Below are 16,694 nucleotides of genomic sequence, written 5' to 3' on the forward strand. Positions count from 1 at the left end.
CGATGGGATTATCGGACCTCGCCCGCCTGCATCGTCTGCTGCACCTGCTGACTGTCAGTTACCACAGATAACGTGCCATTAACCGATGGACGCAGCGGCTGACCGGCGGCGAGCGCCGCGCGCAGCTGCAGCTGCATATTGCTGTCACCGGATAACGGCAACGCCGGCCATCCCCAGTTCTGCAACACATTGACCGGCACGGCACGACCTGTCAGCTGCAGCGTCAGCGGCCGGGCAGGCTGCTGACCCAGGGTGGCTGTGCCTTCCAGCAGGCCTTTATTGCTGAACGCACTCAGTTCCGTCACCTGAATCTGCTGCGCATCGGCACTCAGCGTAATCGACGGATGACGCAGATCGGTGCGGTTAAAGGTCGACTCGGCCGCATTCAGGCTGAGCTTACCTGACCAGATCCCCCACTGATGCTGCTGCGCCAGCCGCAGGTTTTCGCCGGTGCCATCCAGAGAGGTCAGCTGGAAAGGAAACGCCGGATTGATATCAATGATCAGGTTACGGTTCGAGGTGAAGCGCGTCACCTCGACACTCTCCAGCCAGGCGGGCAGCGTGGCCTGCCAGCGGTCGCGCCAGTCCTGTGGCAGGGTATATTCCAGCCCGGCCACCGCCAGGTTTTTCAGCGTCAGACGTTTGTCGCTGCGTGACCATTCACCGTCAGCCCGGATCACCCCATTCGCCCAGCGTGAACTGAACTGGGTCAGCGCCACACCCTGCGGGGAGAAATCCAGGTTGATAATGGGATCGTTGAGTTCAAATCCGCCGTTAATGAAGTTGCTGGCATTCAGCGCCAGCGAACCGTCGTTACTCTGCCAGTCATCGTTCTGCCAGTTCACGTTTCTCAGCGTCAGATCAAGATCCGTCACCGCCCAGTCCGGCCCCTGCAGGCGGGCATCGGTCAGATCCAGCCGGGTAATGGCAAGGGAGGGCACCACCTGTAACTTATGCAGAAAATCTTTCAGGCTGCTGGCGGTCTGCAGACGAATGTCGTTCAGGCGCAGCTGATTCACCTTCCAGTTGCCCCGGGCATCGCGTTCACCGTTACCGGTCATGGAACCGCGCGCCAGGTCGGCCCCCATATTGTCGATGCGCATCCGGCCCTGGGAAACGCTGCCCTGGATCAGGACGTTTTCAGCCGGTACTTCATTCAGCGTCATGCTGCCCGCGCTCATCTGGAAGCGGGCATCGCGGCCCAGCATATCCAGGGCAACGGGTTTCCACGGCATGATGCCGCCATTCACCTGGCGGGCGAGCAGCGGCAGCGCGGTGTTGGGGCTGTCGACACGCATATTATTGAGTTGCAGGCGGTCGGCCTGAATCGGCAGTGCGCTGCCCTGCGTCAGATTGGCCAGATTCACCTCGCCATCGCGCAGTTCCAGGCTGCTGAAGTGCAGCGGATCGCTGAACTGGATCAGCGCCAGGCCGAGATCGACCCGTCTGGCGACCAGTACCGCAGGCTGCCCGTCGTGACCAAAGCTGAAGTCATCCAGAATGATGTGAGAGGGGGAAGAGAAATTGTGTTCAATTTTACTCAGGGAGAGATGCCATTCGGTTTTGTCGCTCACCCAACGGCTGAACCAGCCTGCACCCCAGTGTGTCTGCAGCAGAACATAGATCACCACCAGGGTGAACAGCAGCAGCAAAAGCAGGGTGAGGAAAAACTTTCCAAGAAATTTCATTGCATCCTTCCCGAGTTGAATCCGGTGAGAGGTTGTTATGCCTGAATTCCCGTTACAGCTCAACAGCCTGGATGTAAATCCGAATAATTAGCAGGCAGGCCGGAGCCTGCCCGTGGCCTTACTTCTCCTGCGGGAAAATCAGGTTGAGGACGATCGCGGTGATACCGCCCGCCGCAATACCGGAAGAGAGCAGGGTTTTCAGCCAGTCCGGCGCAAACTGCAGGATCAGCGGCTGCTGCGAAACGCCCAGGCCCACCGCCAGCGACAGGGCGATAATCATGATGGCGCGACGGTTAAGCGGCTCGCGTGACACGATGCGGACGCCCGACGCGGCAATGGTGCCGAACATCACGATGGTGGCACCGCCGAGCACCGGTTCAGGGATCAGCTGCACCAGACCGCTGACCGCCGGGAACAGCCCCAGTACAATCAGCATCAGCGCCACCACAAAGCCGACGTAGCGGCTGGCCACACCGGTCAGCTGAATCACCCCGTTGTTCTGGCCGAAGCAGGAGTTCGGGAAAGTATTGAACAGCGCGGAAACAAAAGAGTTAAGGCCATTCGCCAGCACGCCCCCTTTCAGGCGTTTCATATAGAGCGGGCCGCTGACCGGCTGCTCGGAGACATCGGACGTCGCGGTGATATCGCCGATGGTCTCCAGGGAGGTCACCATAAACACCAGCATCAGCGGGATAAGCAGATTCCAGTCAAAGCCCAGACCATAGTAGAGCGGGGCAGGCACCACAATCAGCGGCTGATCGGCCGGTAAGCCCGCAGCAGGCAGCATGCCCATCGCCCAGGCCAGCAGATAACCCACCGCCATCGCAATCACCAGCGAGGCCACGCGCAGGTAGGGATTTTTCTGCCGGTTAAGCAGCACAATCACCAGCAGCACGGCCCCCGCCAGCATCAGATTCTTTGGCGCGCCGAAGGTGTGGTCGCTGATGGCACTGAAGCCACCGCCAATCGAGGTCAGTCCTACCTGAATCAGCGACAGGCCGATAATCATCACCACGATACCGGAAACCAGCGGTGTAATAATCCGGCGCGCCAGATGCAGGACGCGCGACAACACCATTTCGGTACAGGAGGCGACCATCAGCGTGCCAAACAGGGCGGCCATCATGGCGGGAACGTCAGCCCCGCCATTTTTCAGCGCCATCCCGCCCATGATTAGCGGCGTGACGAAGTTAAAGCTGGTGCCCTGAATCGACAGCAGGCCCGATCCCACCGGTCCCCAGGTTTTGATTTGCAGCAGCGAGGCGACGCCCGAGGCAAACAGCGACATGCTGATAACGTGCCGGGTATCCTCTGCGGGCAGGCCCAGCGCCTGACAAATCAGAATCGCGGGGGTAATGACCGCCACAAACATCGCCAGCAGGTGCTGACCGGCGGCAAACAGCGTCTGCGGCAGTGGTGGACGATCTTCAAGACGGTAAATCAGTTCGCTGTGCCTGGCGGAGGGCTGGTCTGATTGTGGAGTGATGGACATCTTCTGTTCTTCCCGAAAAAGTGTGTGGCGATTGTAATCATCCGCAGGCTAAAAGCAATCGTTTGCCCGTGAGGATAACAGGGCTCTATTAGCGGGATTTTATTCAGACGTTGGTGTAGCGGGTGTTCTCTGGCAGCCAGCGTTCAATCAGGGCGCTGGCCTGTTCGGGATAGTGTTGATGGATATGGCGCGCCACGCGCTGCACTTCCGGCACCATCGCCTGATCGCGTAGCAGGTCAGCGACTTTAAATTCGGCGTTTCCGGTCTGGCGCGTGCCCAGCAGCTCACCGGGGCCGCGGATCTCCAGATCGAACTGGGCAATGACAAAGCCGTCATTGCTGTCGCGCAGCACCTGCAGACGCTTCTGCGCCGTCTTGCTCAGGGGCGCTTTGTAGAGCAGCACGCAGTGAGAAGCCACGGCACCGCGGCCTACGCGTCCGCGCAGCTGATGCAGCTGTGCCAGCCCCAACCGCTCCGGGTTTTCGATGATCATCAGGCTGGCATTAGGCACATCCACGCCTACCTCAATAACGGTGGTCGCGACCAGAAGCTGTAGCTCATTGGCCTTGAACGCCTGCATGACGGCCTGTTTCTCTGCCGGTTTCATCCGGCCATGCACCAGCCCGATGTTCAGGCCGGGCAGCGCGGTTTTCAGCGATTCCCAGCTCGCCTCCGCCGCCTGGGCTTCCAGCAGGTCTGACTCTTCGATCAGGGTGCAGACCCAATAGGCCTGGCGTCCTTCGCGACAGGCGTGCTCAACCCGGGCCACGATCTCATCACGCCGGGAGTCCGGGATAGCCACCGTGGTCACCGGCGTACGTCCCGGCGGCAGCTCGTCGATGGTGGAGGTATCCAGGTCGGCATAGGCGGTCATCGCCAGGGTGCGCGGGATCGGCGTGGCGGTCATGATCAGCTGATGCGGATGAAAACCCTGCTCTTCGCCCTTTTCCCACAGCGCCAGTCGCTGGTGGACGCCAAACCGGTGCTGCTCATCAATAATAACCAGCGCCAGCCCGCTGAACCGGACCTGCTCCTGGAACAGCGCATGGGTGCCGACTACCATCGCCACCTGACCGCTGGCTATCGCCTCCTGCTGCGCCTGACGGGCTTTGCCTTTCTGTTTACCGGCCAGCCAGCCGACTTCAATACCCAGCGGCGCAAACCACTGACGGAAGTTGCTGGCGTGCTGTTCAGCCAGCAGCTCGGTCGGCGCCATCAGCGCGACCTGCCTGCCGTGCGCGATCACATTCAGCGCCGCGAGTGCGGCGACCAGAGTCTTACCGGAGCCGACATCGCCCTGCACCAGCCGCATCATCGGAAAATCGTTGGCCAGATCCTGTTCTATCTCCGTCACCACGCGCGCCTGGGCGCGGGTGGGTGAAAAGGGCAGCGCGGCCAGCAGCTGGTCGCTGAGAGTGTGCCGTGGTGGCATCGGCAGCGCATAGTAACGCTGCGCACCGGCGCGCACCGCCAGCATACTGAGGTTGTGCGCCAGCAGCTCTTCCAGAATCAACCGGCGCTGTGCCGGATGACGGCCACTCTCCAGCTCACTGAGCCTGAGATCGGGCGGTGGACGATGCAGCGTGCGGAGCGCATCAGGCAGGCTGATCAGCCCGCTGCTCAGCTCCTGCGGCAGCAGTTCGGCAATCGGGCAGCTCTCCAGCAGCGTCAGCGCCTGATCGGTGAGATTACGCAGCGTGGCCTGACGAATCCCTTCGGTGGTGGGATAGACCGGCGTCAGGGTCTCTTCCAGCGTCACATTGCTCTGTTCGCCCTGAATGCGGTATTCGGGGTGGATAATCTCCGCGCCACGCTGGCCGCGTTTAATTTCGCCATAGGCGGTGACGCGACGGCCTGGCGAGAGATTATTCTTCATGCCCGCGTTGAAATTGAAGAAGCGCATCGTCAGAACGCCGCTGCCATCGCTGATCTGACAGACCATCATCCGGCGGCGGCCAAAGGTGATGTCGGTGTGCAGCACCTCGCCCTCTACGGTGGCCCAGATGCCGGGCAGCAGATCGTCAATCGCATAGAGTTGGGTACGATCTTCGTAACGCAGCGGGAGGTGAAGCAGAAGGTCCTGAATGGTGTGCAGGCCAATCCTGGCCAGCTTTGCCGCCTGGCTGGCACCGACGCCGGTCAGGGTACTGAGCGGGATGGCATCCAGCAGACGGCCTTTCATCTTTGTTTACCGGTTGACTGCATGGTCGCCCACCAGCTGGGATCGGCGTCGATTTCCCCCTGCGCATTGATGCGCGGATAGGGTAAGCCTTTCTGTTTTGCGACTCTTGCCAGCACCGGGAAGCCGCCTTCAAACAGCAGGCGCTGCTGCTCTTCGTCATCCAGCAGGCTGTGGTCGCGCAGGTAGAGTCCTGCATTCTGCCGCTGCCGCTGAGCTTCATAGAGGATAAGCGCGCAGGCGACGGAGACATTCAGCGACTGCACCATGCCCACCATCGGAATCACGATTTGCCGATCGGCCAGCGCCAGGGCTTCTTCGGTGATACCGGTTTTTTCCTGACCCATCAGGATGCAGGTCGGCAGGGTATAGTCGATCTCGCGGAAATCTACGGCATCAGCGGAGAGATGGGTAGCTAACACCTGCATTTTCTGCTGACGGAGCTGATTAACGGCATCGCCAATAGTGGGGTGGGTAACGACCTTGACCCAGCTGTTGCTGCCAGCGGATGCAGAAGCCTGGGTGCGCATCCGCTCGCTGGGCCAGACCGCATGCACCTCATGGATGCCGACGGCATCGGCGGTGCGGATCACAGCGGAAACGTTATGCGGCTTATGCACCTTCTCCATACAGACCGTGAGATCGTGCTGGCGCAGGGCCAGCATCGTCTGTATCCGGGCAAAACGTTGATCGTTCATGCACTAATTACGGTTACGGTGGACTTTGATCACATCCGGCATCACGCGGATTTTGCGCATGATATTCGCCAGATGGACGCGGTCGCGTGCGGTCAGGCGGATAAAGGCGCTGTAAACGCGGCCATCACGCTCTTCGGTATTCAGGCTCTGAATATTGGAACCGGCCGTATTAATGGCGGCCGTCAGGTTAGCCAGCGCGCCCTGATGGTTAAACATGTCGACCTTGATTTCCGCCACGAACTCCTGCTCGGTGACCTTATCCCACTCGACCGGCATGAATTTTTCGGGCTCTTTCTGGTAGCCGCGAATGTTCCGGCACGACTCATGGTGCACCACCAGCCCTTTACCGGGGCTGACATGGGCGACAATCGGGTCACCGGGAATGGGTCGGCAGCATTTGGCAAAGGTAATCAGTACGCCATCTGCACCTTTAATCGGCAGCTTACCGCGCTTGCTGCTGCTGATCGCCTTGCTGTCAGCCTGCAACAGATTCTTCGCCACCACCACGCTCATCGCATTGCCCAGACCGATTTCCGCCAGCAGGTCGTCAAGCGAGGTCAGCTTCATGCGATCCAGCTCCTGCCGGATATTTTCAGCCGGGATCTCCGCCAGTTTGCGGCTGCCGCCCAGCGCGTGGCTGAGCAGGCGACGACCCAGATTCACGGAGTCTTCGCGTTTGAGGTTTTTCAGCAACTGGCGGATCTTGGCGCGGGCTTTCGAGCTGACGACGAAGTTAAGCCAGGCGGCGTTAGGACGGGCGCCTGGCGCGGTGATAATCTCAATCGTCTGACCGCTGGTCAGGGGTTGCGACAGCGGATAGGGCTGACGGTCAACGCGAGCGCCGACACAGGCATGGCCGATATCGGTGTGCACCGCATAGGCGAAGTCCACCGGCGTGGCGCCGGTGGGCAGCTCCACGATGCGGCCTTCAGGCGTAAAGACGTAGATCTCATCCGGGAAGAGATCGGACTTTACGCTTTCGATAAATTCAAACGAACTGCCCGCACTCTGCTGCAGCTCCAGCAGGCTCTGCAGCCAGCGCTGAGCGCGAATCTGTGCGGTGGTGCCACTTTCGCCCGCCTGTTTGTATGCCCAGTGCGCGGCGACCCCCATTTCCGCCATCTGATCCATATCCTCGGTGCGGATCTGCACTTCCACCGGCACGCCGTGCGGGCCGATCATGGAGGTATGGAGCGATTGATAGCCGTTGGCTTTGGGGATGGCGATGTAATCTTTAACGCGGCCCGGACGCGGCTTGTAGAGGCTGTGCATCTGGCCCAGAACGCGATAGCAGGTATCCAGGTCTTTCACGATAACGCGAAAGGCATAGATATCCATGATCGAGTGAAAACGCTGCTCTTTCAGCGTCATTTTGCGGTAGATCGAGTAAAGATGCTTCTCACGACCGCTGACGCGGCAGGGGATGCCCGCTTCCTGCAGGCGGCCATCGATCTCAGAAAGAATCTTCTGGATCATCTCTTTACGATTACCGCGTGCGGCTTTCACCACCTCTTTAATCACCCGATACCGGTTAGGATAAAGGGCTTCGAAACCGAGCTCTTCCAGCTCCGTTTTAAGATGGTGAATACCCAGGCGATGCGCCAGCGGACTGTAAATCTCTAACGTTTCCAGCGCGATGCGGCGACGTTTGTCCGGGCGTAACGAACCCAGGGTGCGCATGTTGTGGGTGCGGTCAGCCAGCTTGATGAGAATGACGCGGATATCCTGCACCATCGCCATAATCATCTTGCGGAAGTTCTCTGCCTGCGCCTCTTTCTTGTCGCGGAATTTCAGCTTATCCAGCTTGGAAACGCCTTCGACCAGCTCCGCCACGCTTTTACCGAACAGCTGTTCCATGTCCTGATAAGTGGCAGGTGTGTCTTCGATCACGTCATGCAGCAGCGCGGCCATGAGGGTTTCATGGTCGAGCTTCATTTCCGCCAGAATACAGGCTACGGCAACCGGATGGGTGATATAGGGCTCACCGCTGGAGCGTGTCTGTCCCTCGTGGGCATCACGTGCGACAAGATAGGCTTGCTGGAGGCGCTTGATCTGCTCCTCTGGCAAGTATTTTTCAATCAGCTGATTGAGACTTTCAAACAGATACAAGGGCGACCTGCAGGTGGCTGTTAACGACGACCTTCAGCGATAGCGGTAACGGCCTGTAACTCAGCGGCTTCCTGCTCTTGCTGTTCCTGACGATCACGCACATCTAAAATCTGATTGGTGACCAGACCTTCTTCGATTTCGCGCAGGGCGATAACGGTCGGCTTATCGTTCTCTTCCGGAACCAGCGGATCTTTGCCGCCTACCTGCATCTGACGTGCACGACGTGCAGCGACCAACACCAGGTCAAAACGATTACCAACTTTTTCTACTGCGTCCTGAACGGTTACGCGTGCCATAGGTGTGCTACTCCACAGATGAAGAAATGACTGCGCATCATACTGAAACTGTATTCAGACTGCCAACAGTTTGCTGATTAAAGCATCGTGACGCGCCTTCTGGCGCGCCATACGCAGACGTTCTGCGCGAATAATGGTTTTCAGATCGGACAGCGCCAGATCGAAATCATCATTCACAATTAAATAGTCATATTCGGCGTAGTGACTCATTTCCGCTACGGCCTGAGCCATACGACGCGTGATCACCTCTTCGCTGTCCTGGCCACGACCGCGCAGACGGCGGTCGAGCTCTTCTTTCGAAGGCGGCAGAACGAAGATGCTGCGTGCGCCCGGCATTCTGGCGCGAATCTGCTGCGCGCCCTGCCAGTCGATATCCAGAAATACGTCAACGCCGGTTGCCAGCACCTGCTCAATCGCATGGCGCGAGGTTCCATAATAGTTGTCGAAAACCCGGGCATGTTCGAGGAAGGCATCTTCCGCGATCATCTGCTCAAATTCATGTTTCTCAACAAAAAAGTAATGTTCGCCATGGACTTCACCCGGACGCATACCGCGCGTCGTGTGCGAAACAGAGACCTGCGTGTCATACAACGGCTGGGTCTTTAACAGTGCCTGAATCAGGCTGGATTTACCTGCGCCGCTGGGTGCAGAAACAATATAGAGCGTGCCTTGAGCCATGGTTTTCTTGAATTGATTAAAAGCGGAGTCGATTTCCTGCCCAGTATACACAGCTTCCCGCTGCCACGCAGCGTTTGCGCAGCGGTAACAGCCAACTTTTGCGCATCTTCGCGCAATCCGCTGTCGCCACGCTGAAAATCTTACCGGTTTGCGTCGGTAGCCTTCGCGAAACCGAATATGGTCGCTGGCAGGTCATGAGGCCGGGGTGTGGAATACCCCAAAACCTCAGGAGAGCGAGCATGAAAAGAGTTAGCGGAGTGCTGCTGGCAACGCTTTTGTGGATCGTCACAGGGCCTGTGCAGAGCGCCCTGTGTCCGGTCTGGACCCCCATACGGGCGACAGAAGAGATGCGCCGACTGCAGCAGCAACTGCAACACTGGGATGATGCCTACTATCGGCAGGGCCAGAGTCCGGTTGTGGACGCGGATTATGATGCGCTGCAGCAGCGACTCAATCACTGGCAGCACTGCTTTAGTCCGCAGCAGCCCGCTTATGCGCCGCAGTTGCCGGACCAGGGCGAGCACCTGCATCCGGTGGCGCATACGGGCGTTAAAAAGGTGCGCGACCAACTGGCACTGGCTTACTGGATGCAGGACCGGCACGACCTCTGGGTGCAGCCGAAGATCGACGGCATCGCAGTATCACTGGTCTATCGTCACGGCAGGCTGGTATCGCTGCTGAGTCGTGGCGATGGGTTGCGCGGTGAAGAGTGGCTCTCTAAAGCCGCCGCCATCCCGGTTATTCCGCTGCAAATCGACACCGATCTTGAGAATGTGGTCCTTCAGGGTGAGCTCTTCCTGCTGATGACCGATCATCGGCAGGCGGTCGATGGCGGTAAGAATGCGCGCTCACAGGTGGCCGGAGCCATGATGAGTAAACAGCGTGTTCCCCTGCTGAAGTCGCTCGGCATTTTTATCTGGGCCTGGCCGGATGGCCCGGAGACGATGGCAGAACGCCTTCAGCAGCTCAGCCGCTGGGGATTTGGCCTGGCGGCCCGATGGAGTCACCGCGTGAAGGATGAAGAGGAGGTTGCCGCCTGGCGGGAACGCTGGTTTCATGCTGCGCTCCCCTTTGTCACTGATGGTGTCGTGGTCCATCAGAGCCAGCGCCCTGCGGGGCAACGCTGGCTGCCGGGCGAGGGAAGCTGGGCCGTTGCCTGGAAGTATCAGCCGCCCGAAGTCAGCACGGAAGTGCTCTCCGTCGATTTTCCGGTGGGCCGGACCGGAAAAATCGCGGCGGTGCTGAATCTGCAGCCGGTACAGCTGGATGACCGGACGGTCAGGCGGGTAAACATCGGATCGCTGCGGCGCTGGCAGGAGAGCGATATCGTCGCGGGGGATGTGATCACGCTGAGCCTGGCGGGTCAGGGCATTCCCCGGCTGGAACGGGTAATCTGGCGTGTAGCAGAGCGACACCCTCCTCACCCTCCTGAGGCATCACGTTACAGCCCGCTGAGCTGTTTTACCTTCAGTGCGACCTGTCAGAAGCAGCTGCTGGCGAAACTACGCTGGCTCAGCCAGAAAGGCGTACTGAATATTCCGGGCGTTGAGCGCGGGACCTGGCTGCGCCTGCTGGAAAGCGGCAGCATGACTCACCTGTTCGGCTGGCTGGTATTAACCCCGCAGCAGATTGCCGCAGCAACCGGATTGTCGCCGGAACGTGCCGGACAGCTCTGGCACCGTTTTAATCTCACCCGGCAGCAGCCGTTTCGTCGCTGGGTGGAGGCGTCAGGCGTTTCACTGCCGCGCAAGGCCCTGAATGCCCTGCCTGACCAGCAGTGGGAGAGCCTGATAGCGCGGGATGTGATGGCCTGGCAGACATTACCGGGTGTCGGCGCGGCGCTGGCAAATCGCCTGGTGGAGCAGTTTCATGATGCCCGGCTGCAGACGCTGATAACATTCCTGCAGCAGCAGGACATTCCCGCCAGCTCAGTGCTCGGGATGGGGATAGTTGAAAATCGGCAGACCCAGACGGAAGCGCAGCGCCAGTAAACGGGCGAAAAAGCCGAACAGCAGGGTAATGATGATCACCGCTTCATGCGCCAGCGAGGTTTTCAGCAGCAGGATGTAGATCCAGCCTGAGGCAAAAGCGATACCCGCGTAGATTTCCTTCTGAAACACCAGCGGAATACGGTTGCAGAACATATCCCGCAGTACGCCACCAAAGACGCCGGTGATCACTGCGCTTATGGCGGCAATAATCATGGCGTGGCCGGAATCCAGCGCAACCTGCGCGCCGATGATGGAAAAGACCACCAGACCCAGCGCATCCAGCACCAGAAAGACTTTACGCAGATGTGTCATCAGCGGTGCCAGAAAGGTAGTCACAACGGCGGCAGCCGCCACAATCATGATGTATTCGGGATGCTTCACCCAGCCCAGCGGATAGTGGCCCAGCAGGATATCGCGCACCGAACCGCCACCAATAGCGGTGACTGACGCAATGATAATGACGCCGAACAGATCCATTTTGCGGCGACCTGCGGCCAGCGCGCCGGTCATGGCCTCGGCGGTAATACCAATAATGTAGAGAACGGTCAGTAACATAGCAGACTCCGGTAAAACGGCGGCAACGCGACGGCATTGCCCGAGAGACGGCGACGGGGACTTTCTGGCGTCCGGCGTCCGGGATGAGCGCAGTTTATACCAGCCCGCCCCGGCGTCAGCATAGAAAGAGTTTTGCAGAACATCTGCGGCAGGGACAGGAGAGAACGGTGATGCCGGGCAGACGCATGCCTGACGTTTCAGTGACGGGGCTGGAAGCAGGACACAGCGACAACAGGTTCGCCTTCAGGCAGGCACTCATTCGGACAAAAGAGAGAAAGCGGGACAGCGGAGAAGAGTCAGAATCGAAAAGAGAGATGATGCAGCCGATAAAAAAGAAAAGGCGTGCTGGTTAACAGCACGCCAACGCATCGTTTCCGACGCTCAGAGCCCACCATACAGACTTATTTTATTATTTGTTTCGTGCACGAATTTTCAAAAATGCGTTCAGGCTGAAATGATATTCCGGCTGGAACCAGGAACGACCATAGTAGCAGTAAATCAGCATACGAATAGAGGCCATCGCCAGGTAACCCCAGATCGCACATAATACGGAGGGTGTCAGCCAGACGGTAAATAAGGTCACCGCAAGCCCGGCTAATACCGAAGAGGTTTCGGCAAACGCGATACGCGTATATTGTTTCTCACGCTGTAATATCGCACGATAATGCTGGCCCTGGGGAATGATAATAAACACCACGGAGACCATCTGCAGCATTAAGGCCAGTTCAGGCTGATGAAATAGCGCAGTCAGCAGATGACTGCCGGTAAATAAGAGTCCAAAAACCGCAACCCCCATCAACATATTACCCCAGTAGATTATAGAGAGGTCGTTGATCGAGAGCATACAGCGGCGGATGAGCTTGTTACAGAAGCCGCGATCGGCCAGCGCATCCACAGCCAGCAGGGCGATGACGGCAACTGCCAGCAGATTCAGTTCATTCGCCTGCAGAATCTGCGCCAGCAAGGAGAGTTGCAGGACGCCGATGCCAATAATTTTGATTGAAGAGAGCAGAGACCATTTTGCGCTATTAAGACTGCTTTCACGTATTGCCATCATATACTCGATAGAGCCCAGCGACTCTGTGAGAATTAAATAGTTGTGTTACAGCAAGCAGAAGTTGCTGTGACACCGTTCTTTAGTGCAATTTTCCGGCCTGCGTTCTGAAAATTATTTCAGACCTGCCGTGTTATTATCGGTTTGAAAATAGTACCCGGATAAAAAGGTTCCCCGGTTAAGCGTCTGTGTCGTGTCATGGCGGCATTCTCCTTTACTGATGAGCATGCCGCCAGATCACGAATAAATCCTTTTGTCGTTTTATATTCTCCTGCCCGCATCCCTGCGGCATTCTCAGCATCCTTTTATTCAGATAACAAAAGAGAAGCTGAGCGGTCCATGACGTTTTCGTGCTTTATCATTATGGGTATTGCTGTGTGTGGAATGATTTATACATTGTTTTATTTAATTTAACACCATAAGAAAAGTCTGATTACGCTAACGCAGAAATAAATGGTTTCACTTTATGCATGATAAATATTAAATCCTCAGCACTGTGGAAATAAACAACGATTAATGATTAATGAATGCGCAACAGGCGAAAAGCGGGCGCGACAGGTAAAGAGGCCTGTAATCACGGGGGATCACCCTGCTGGCGGAAGAGATTACCAGGAATTTCCCTGGTAACAATGCTTAAGCCGCAGTGGTGGTCAATGCTTAACAGGGAGCAACAATCAGATGAGGGCGTAATGCTTTATCTGCAGAAATTTTTCTGTTTTTTTCATAAACGACCAGTGATAAATACAGGAAAAACTCCGTTCTAAGTGATTGATTTATTGAGTCAGCAGTTGATTGAGTTTTTCGAGATCCTTGCTAACCCATTCAATATCCTGCTTAAATTTCTCATCGGACGTAAATGGCTGGCGATAAATCGTCACCAGCACCTCAGCACCCTGTTCGTTAGCGATTACGCGCATCGGCACGTAGATCTCCTTTCCTGAACCGCCATCAATCCAGTGATCCATTACACCAAATGGATTGTGGGGCGAGAACCGCAGCTTCACACTGCCGAGCGGGCCCTTAGCACGCCAGCGATTTCCCTCCGGCTCCAGAGCACTCTGCGTCAGCCCTGACGCCCACTTTGGAAAAAACTCCGGCTTCCAGATGGTTTCATACAGATCTAACCAGTGACGGGGGATTGTCAGACTCAGCGTACGCGAGGAGAGCATATAACCTCCGGAGGATAAGCGAAAAAGGCATTAAAGCATGGCGGCAGGTTTGTTAAAACGTTGTAACAGCAGAACTGTGGGGTCAGCAGAGTTCTGTACAAACGGCAGACAGCAGAATAAGGCTGTCTGCCGCTGATTCAGATGAAATTGCCGCGCGCAGAAACCGGCTGCGCTTCGCTCTGACCGTCTGAATGACGCAGAACAAAGCCGTCCGACTGCGCCATCACGGCACAACTGTGATTGGGAAAGATGCGCAGCAGCGAACCGACGTCCGGGCGGCGATCCTGATAAAGCAGGAAACCGTGCTCTTCCGAGAGCTTCGTCACCTCATACGTGTGGCCGGCTTCATCCACGGCAATACCAAAACCGCTGGCATTGGTGCCGTGTGGGCCTTTGTCGGAACTCAGCATCTTCGATCCCGCATCCACAATCGCGAAGTGGTCGTTCACCGCTACGACGCGGGTGATGACGCTCATAGCCAGCTGGTCGACACGGCTTAAACCGAGTCGGCAGGCGGTGAGATCCAGGAGTGCATAGTTGCCGGGCCGGATTTCATCCAGGCAGGGCGCAATCTCTGCCGCCAGCGCGGTGGGTGTTGAGCCCACGGAGAGGGGGCAATCGGTAAATCCTGCCGCCTGCAGTTTTGCCTGAAGCCGCTGCATCAGGTGGGCCTCCTGACGGGCGATATCCGCAATCGCCGCGGCATGACCGGCACCATAAGCGTGACCGGCATGGGAAAGGAGTCCGGCAAAGCGTAACCCGTGATCCTTCAGCGCCTGGGCAATCACTATCGCCTCATCGGTGTCCGGGTTGACACCAATCCGATGCAATCCGACATCCACCTTAATCGCGACCGCCAGTTCGCACGCCGGTTGCTGCTGGCGGGCCTCAGCAATCGCCGCCACACCTTGAACGCTGTCCGCGATCAGGGTGAGCCTGACCTGATGCAGCACTGCCTGGCGCAGCAAATCGGCCACGCTCTGCGGCTGCACAATCGGGTAGGCCAGCAGCAGATCGCGCACGCCACCCAGAATAAACGTCACGCCTTCGCTGGGCTTAGAAACCGTAACGCCCCGGGCACCCAGTGCAAGCTGGCGCTGCGCAATCCAGACGCTTTTATGCGTTTTGATATGCGGCCGCAACGCCAAACCGGCCTCATTCGCTTTGCGCTGCATCTGCTGCAGGTTCTGATCCAGCCGCGCGGTGTCTACTTCAATATAGGGTGTAAGGCGATCATCAATCAGCGGGCGCTGCCACTGCTGTGCATCATTGATATCCATAAGATTGTCCGGCAATGACGAGGTAAGAGACACCATCATTCCCTAATTTGCGTGCTGATGCCAGCCGGGTAACGGGCAGAGAAGCGAAGCGTTCACGAGTGGCGATACCAACAGAAAAAAAGGGTGGCCGGAGGAAAGGGCGGCGGACAAAAACAAAAAAGCAGGCGCGGGGCCTGCTTTATGCGTTCACTCAGACGTAGAGCGATTGTTCACCCGGTGGCCGGGTTTTGAAACGGCGATGCAGCCAGAGATACTGTTCGGGCGCGCGCAGGATCTGATTTTCAATCACCTTATTCATATAAGCTGCCGCTGCGACCTCATCAGTATGAGGGTAATTTTCCAGCATCGCTTCGATGATCAGGTGGTAGCCATGATTGTCCGGATTGCGGATCAGCATAATCGGCACCATCGCAGGCTTCGCCAGGCGCGACAGGACAAATGTTCCGTTGGTGGTAGCGGCTTTCTCCACTGCAAACAGCGGCGCAAAGGTGCTGCCTTTCGGGCCGTAATCCTGGTCCGGCGCAAACCAGACCGACTCGCCCTGCTTCAGCGCATTGACCATGCCGCGCAGGTCGCGACGGTCGATCATCGCTTTGTTCGACCGCATCCGGCCCTTGGTCTGCACGTACTCCATTGCCTGATTGTTGTGCGGACGATACATTGCCATCATGGGCTGGCAGAGGCCGCTGATGCGCCCGCCCAGCTCCAGCGACATAAAATGCACACCAATCAGCATCACGCCGCGTTTTTCGTTCTGCGCCGCATAGAGATTGTCCATGCCGGTAACGTTAAACAGACGCCTGACCGCACGGTCAGACCAGAACCAGGCGATACCGGTTTCAGCCAGCGCCATGCCTAACGACGCAAAGTTACCGGCAATCATCGCTTCCGTTTTCTCTTCGCTGATACCGGGAAAACAGAGTTCAATGTTGCGACGGGTGATACGTTCGCGGCGCTGCATAAAATGACGGGAGATCTTACCCGCCCCGGCACCGAGACGCATAAGAACAGGATAGGGAAGCTGGACCAGAAGCCAGAGCACGCTCAGGCCAAACCAGGTAAACCAGTAACGCGGATGCAGCAGCGAACTGCTAAATTTTCCGGTGTTTTTCATTAACTACCTTCATGAGAGAAATGGACGTAACGCATAAAGAGCACTTCCATAGTCTCCAGGCGGTACAGCTGTACTGATTTCGACCGGCACTTTATCAAAAAGTGCCTTCAAAGAAAGGGAAACTCTGGAATCTACAGGATTGACCAGTTTCATGGAGCGATGTCGCCAGAAGGCATCACAAGGATGCAGACCAGAAAAAGCAGATAAATTTCAGCAGATTGAAGCAGGATTATCCGGAAGATAAAGCGTGTCAGATGAGACGCCAGGAAGAGTCCGGAAATGATTATTTATCTATCTTTACGTAAAAATGCGGCCCGTCAGGCGTGGGCGGGCTGCGATTTGCGAATGAATGTTAAAAGCCGATGCGGGAGCGATGAACGAAGCGTCATTG

General features: G+C 57.3%; 13 protein-coding genes. 1 reads left to right on the plus strand and 12 read right to left on the minus strand.

Annotated elements, in window-relative coordinates; genetic code table 11:
* Positions 1 to 8: 8 nt before the first annotated feature.
* The 7 genes from ACR6AS_RS19610 to gmk form a co-directional block, all read right to left on the minus strand.
* Positions 9 to 1,688: an AsmA family protein gene (locus tag ACR6AS_RS19610; protein WP_367395937.1), complete on the minus strand. Its 1,680-nt coding sequence runs from the start codon at positions 1,686 to 1,688 to the stop codon at positions 9 to 11.
* Between the two features lie 118 nt (positions 1,689 to 1,806).
* Positions 1,807 to 3,180 carry a nucleobase:cation symporter-2 family protein gene (locus ACR6AS_RS19615; protein ID WP_293770567.1) on the minus strand — a complete coding sequence of 458 codons (1,374 nt, stop codon included), beginning with the start codon at positions 3,178 to 3,180 and terminating at the stop codon, positions 1,807 to 1,809.
* Between the two features lie 103 nt (positions 3,181 to 3,283).
* A complete protein-coding gene (gene recG, locus ACR6AS_RS19620; protein ID WP_293770565.1) occupies positions 3,284 to 5,362 on the minus strand; it encodes an ATP-dependent DNA helicase RecG in 2,079 nt (692 codons plus the stop codon).
* Complete coding sequence (gene trmH, locus ACR6AS_RS19625; RefSeq protein WP_293770563.1) at positions 5,359 to 6,057, minus strand: tRNA (guanosine(18)-2'-O)-methyltransferase TrmH; 699 nt, start codon at positions 6,055 to 6,057, stop codon at positions 5,359 to 5,361. The genes recG and trmH overlap by 4 nt, the downstream gene beginning before the upstream one ends.
* A gap of 3 nt (positions 6,058 to 6,060) precedes the next feature.
* Positions 6,061 to 8,166 (minus strand): bifunctional GTP diphosphokinase/guanosine-3',5'-bis pyrophosphate 3'-pyrophosphohydrolase, encoded by a 2,106-nt coding sequence (gene spoT / locus ACR6AS_RS19630; RefSeq protein WP_111141263.1) that lies wholly within the window; start codon positions 8,164 to 8,166, stop codon positions 6,061 to 6,063.
* Between the two features lie 20 nt (positions 8,167 to 8,186).
* Positions 8,187 to 8,462, minus strand: a complete 276-nt coding sequence (rpoZ, locus tag ACR6AS_RS19635) for a DNA-directed RNA polymerase subunit omega (protein WP_003851346.1) — start codon at positions 8,460 to 8,462, stop codon at positions 8,187 to 8,189.
* A 54-nt stretch (positions 8,463 to 8,516) separates the two neighbouring features.
* Positions 8,517 to 9,140, minus strand: coding sequence for a guanylate kinase (gene gmk / locus ACR6AS_RS19640; protein WP_111141262.1), 624 nt, complete (start codon positions 9,138 to 9,140; stop codon positions 8,517 to 8,519).
* Positions 9,141 to 9,379: 239 nt separating this feature from the next.
* On the opposite strand from gmk, the gene ligB reads away from it, so the two are divergent.
* A complete protein-coding gene (gene ligB / locus ACR6AS_RS19645; RefSeq protein ID WP_434163537.1) occupies positions 9,380 to 11,131 on the plus strand; it encodes an NAD-dependent DNA ligase LigB in 1,752 nt (583 codons plus the stop codon).
* On the opposite strand, the gene ACR6AS_RS19650 is transcribed toward ligB, so the two are convergent.
* The 5 genes from ACR6AS_RS19650 to lpxP form a co-directional block, all read right to left on the minus strand.
* Entirely contained in the window at positions 11,069 to 11,686 is a 618-nt protein-coding gene (locus ACR6AS_RS19650) for a trimeric intracellular cation channel family protein (RefSeq protein WP_111141260.1), read from the minus strand. The genes ligB and ACR6AS_RS19650 overlap by 63 nt on opposite strands.
* Positions 11,687 to 12,095: 409 nt before the next feature.
* Positions 12,096 to 12,740, minus strand: coding sequence for an oligosaccharide flippase family protein (locus ACR6AS_RS19655; protein ID WP_111141269.1), 645 nt, complete (start codon positions 12,738 to 12,740; stop codon positions 12,096 to 12,098).
* A 773-nt stretch (positions 12,741 to 13,513) separates the two neighbouring features.
* Complete coding sequence (locus ACR6AS_RS19660; RefSeq protein ID WP_293770561.1) at positions 13,514 to 13,909, minus strand: polyketide cyclase; 396 nt, start codon at positions 13,907 to 13,909, stop codon at positions 13,514 to 13,516.
* Positions 13,910 to 14,046: 137 nt separating this feature from the next.
* Positions 14,047 to 15,189 carry an alanine racemase gene (locus ACR6AS_RS19665; protein ID WP_434163538.1) on the minus strand — a complete coding sequence of 381 codons (1,143 nt, stop codon included), beginning with the start codon at positions 15,187 to 15,189 and terminating at the stop codon, positions 14,047 to 14,049.
* Between the two features lie 190 nt (positions 15,190 to 15,379).
* Complete coding sequence (gene lpxP / locus ACR6AS_RS19670) at positions 15,380 to 16,303, minus strand: kdo(2)-lipid IV(A) palmitoleoyltransferase (RefSeq protein WP_111141256.1); 924 nt, start codon at positions 16,301 to 16,303, stop codon at positions 15,380 to 15,382.
* Between the last annotated feature and the right edge of the window lie 391 nt (positions 16,304 to 16,694).

Source organism: Pantoea phosphatilytica (assembly GCF_051025615.1).
Lineage (GTDB): Bacteria > Pseudomonadota > Gammaproteobacteria > Enterobacterales > Enterobacteriaceae > Pantoea.